The 461-nt window shown below is 34.3% G+C and carries 1 protein-coding gene; it reads left to right on the forward strand.

Annotated features, from left to right (window positions below; all coding sequences use genetic code 11):
- On the forward strand, positions 1-272 hold a 272-nt coding region (locus tag ACFINS_RS09860), incomplete at its 5' end, for an invasion associated locus B family protein (protein ID WP_375706161.1).
- Positions 273-461: the final 189 nt, after the last annotated feature.

Consider the following 461-nt stretch of genomic DNA (forward strand, 5'->3'; position numbering starts at 1 on the left):
CAGTAATGCTCTTTCGAACATTGCCAAATGCTGATACAAATGTTCCTATTCGCATGTTTGGGGAAAGCGTAAAAAAACCTGTTCTCATTCATTATAAGCAATGTAATGAAGAAATCTGCTTGGCACAGTCGCCTGTAGGACCAGTTCTGAGTAAACAAATAGAGCAGAACAAAGAAGTACGTATTTCCTATAAGGTTAAAGAGGGAAAGATATTTTCTTTTACTGTGCCATTTAAAGGGTTAAGTGCAGCAGTTTATTCTTTGCAACGATAGACTATTTAGACTGCTTTTAGTAGGATTATTTTGGCATAATTGTTGCATTGCATTTTCAGATCTAAATGAAAAATACCATAAGTAATTAGATCAATATGGTAGAGAGATAGTTTATTCAAACGAGAGCACATTTTACAAATGTAGAGTTTACCGTAAGTTGTTTTTCTGCAATAGAAAATCACAGCGAGT

The sequence above is a fragment of the Bartonella sp. AA2SXKL genome (genome assembly GCF_042197205.1).
Taxonomy (GTDB): domain Bacteria; phylum Pseudomonadota; class Alphaproteobacteria; order Rhizobiales; family Rhizobiaceae; genus Bartonella.